The organism is Chryseobacterium elymi, assembly GCF_003385495.1.
Classification (GTDB): Bacteria; Bacteroidota; Bacteroidia; order Flavobacteriales; family Weeksellaceae; genus Chryseobacterium; species Chryseobacterium elymi.
Window position 1 is genome coordinate 1 of the sequence record NZ_QNUH01000053.1, and the last position, 2,500, is coordinate 2,500.

Genomic DNA, 2,500 nt, shown 5'->3' on the forward strand with positions numbered 1-2,500 from the left:
CTTTAATAATGGAATTGGAATAGAAGTTCTTGAAGAAAATAACTATTATCCATTTGGGTTAAAGCATGAAGGATATAATATACTGACTGGAAACCCTGCTTATAAATATCAATATAATGGTAAAGAATTACAGCAGGAAACGGGACAGTATGATTACGGAGCTAGAATGTATATGCCGGATATTGGAAGATGGGGCGTCGTAGATCCGCTAGCGGAAACTTCGAGAAGATGGTCACCTTATACTTACGCTTACAATAATCCGATTAATTTTATTGATCCGGATGGTAGGCAAGGTTTAGGTTGGGGATTAAAAGATGGAGAATGGAAATTTGTACAAGGTATGCAAGAGGGAGATGCAACTTATCAGCAAGGTGGGTATACTGATTTTCGTGCTGATGGAACTGTCGAACCCAATGTTGAAATTTCAAATAGCAGTGCTGAAAATACGGGTATGACTTATTTAGGATTTAATGGAGAAGCCCATTATGTACCAACAGATGGGAGCAACGGATCTACGGGAATGCTTGGTTTATCGAATTGGTTTAGAGATGCTCTTGCAGCAATAACGCCATCTTTTGGTAATCCGGAAGAATTTCCAATAATTACAAATCCTAATGGGATAGCACGAACAGATTTTGATGCAAGTACTCATGATAAGCTTAGGCCGGGAGATAAAACCTTTATTTTAGACTGGGGAAGTTTCGTTGCACCAAATACTTTTCCAGCCAACGGTTCTAAAGGGGGACCAACTTGGGCAGGAAGAGTATATGCCGGAACTTGGGCTATAAATGGATTAATGGATGCTTATAGTGCTGTATTTGGAGGTAAGAAAGATAGCGATACTAGTCTAAATTCTATGTCTGTAAAAGTAACATCTTTAGACTCAATTAAATCCACGGGTTTTACATATCAAAAAGATACAATTATATTCTATGGAAACAAATCAGGCGATTTTGACAGAGCATATAAACCCGTTCAAGACAGTTCTTACAATAGGGATATCAGAAATTTTAATAGTAGAGTTCCAAGTCAGTATCGAATAAATAAGAGAAGATGAGAAATAGAGTTATAGGATTTTTATTTTTAGTTATAATAACGGGATGTAGCGAAAATAAACAGGCAAATACTTCATCTATAAAGAAAGAAATTGATGAAGTGTTTAATTTAAATAATTATCAAGCAAAACGGCAAAAAAAAATTAATGACTCAGTTATTCAATATGAGGGAGTTAATAACCGATTTTTAATCAAAGGAAAATATAATTATCAAAGACGATACAAAATAGGTTGGTGGAGAGTTTATGATCTGAAAAACAATGAAAAATATTTAGACATAGAATTTTATAAAGAATTTGATAAAAAGAAAGAATTGAATAATCAAATTATTTTTTATAAGAATAATAAGATAAACATATCTAACAGTAAGTTTTATGTAAAAAAGTACAACATTGAGGGTAGTACTATTTTATATAATTTTTATTTTCCAAAGAGTACTGATAAAATACACTCTGCTAAAATAAATATTGGTATAATTGCCGATATGAAACCTTTGCTTTATCCGATGACTTTTGAATGCAGTAATAAAAAAAACAATAGTTATAGTTATTCTTTGGATATTTCTAAATATAAGAACCATCCTGTATTAAATGTATTAGGTTCATTTTCAGAACATTCGATCAATGAGAAGAAAAAAGAAATCGGTATTAACGAAATTATAATAGATGACACAATAAAGAATGTGAATACTATTAGATAATAACGAAGCCACCCGGCTCCCTCTATTAACCCCATGCCCCCCGATGCGCAAAGTCTGTGACTTTGAGCTGATAAAAATAACCCTCGCAAATTGCGAGGGTTTTGTTATGTGTAATATTGCCTCGCTGCGCAAAGTTTGTAACTTTGAGCAGATAAATAAAACAAACCTGCTGTTCCTTCTCAGATTCTGGGAGAAAATGTTCTGCAGGAAAATACGCAGAATTCCACTGTAAGCACAAAAGGACTGCCCACTGCAAGCTATATTAAAAATACAGAAGCCAGCGATTATGGGTGGACAAAGAACTACACCTATTACGATACCAAGGGAAGATCTATTGGAAGTCATTCCATTAATCATCTGGGAGGCTATACCAAAACAGAATCCAAGCTGGATTTTGCGGGAGTTCCACAGACTGTTATTACCAGACATAAAAGATTGAATACAGATACGGAAAGAGTTATTACAGAAAATTTCACCTATGATCACCAAAACAGGCTGCTTGTTCATAAGCATCAGGTAGACAGTAATCTCGAAGAAATTCTGGCTCAGAATAAGTATAATGAACTTTCCCAGCTTGAAAACAAAAAAGTCGGAGGTATTGTAGCTTCAACTCCTCTTCAGAGTATAGATTATGCTTATAATATTCGAGGCTGGATGACTAAGGTTAATGACCCTGCCAATCTGAATGGAAAACTCTTTGGGTATGAAATGAGATATACTAATCCTGTTTATTCAAATGTGGCTC

The 2,500-nt window shown here is 34.5% G+C and carries 3 protein-coding genes; all 3 read left to right on the forward strand.

Translation table 11 applies throughout. From position 1 onward, the window contains the following. Nucleotides 1-1,057 (forward strand): RHS repeat-associated core domain-containing protein (locus DRF60_RS20750; RefSeq protein WP_133297265.1); only part of this gene is annotated, 1,057 nt, incomplete at its 5' end. Beyond that, nucleotides 1,054-1,755: a hypothetical protein gene (locus DRF60_RS20755; RefSeq protein ID WP_116015264.1), complete on the forward strand. Its 702-nt coding sequence runs from the start codon at nucleotides 1,054-1,056 to the stop codon at nucleotides 1,753-1,755. The genes DRF60_RS20750 and DRF60_RS20755, both read left to right, overlap by 4 nt. Before the next feature lie 435 nt (nucleotides 1,756-2,190). Continuing rightward, nucleotides 2,191-2,500: hypothetical protein (locus DRF60_RS20765; protein WP_133297266.1), on the forward strand; the 310-nt coding region annotated here is incomplete at its 3' end.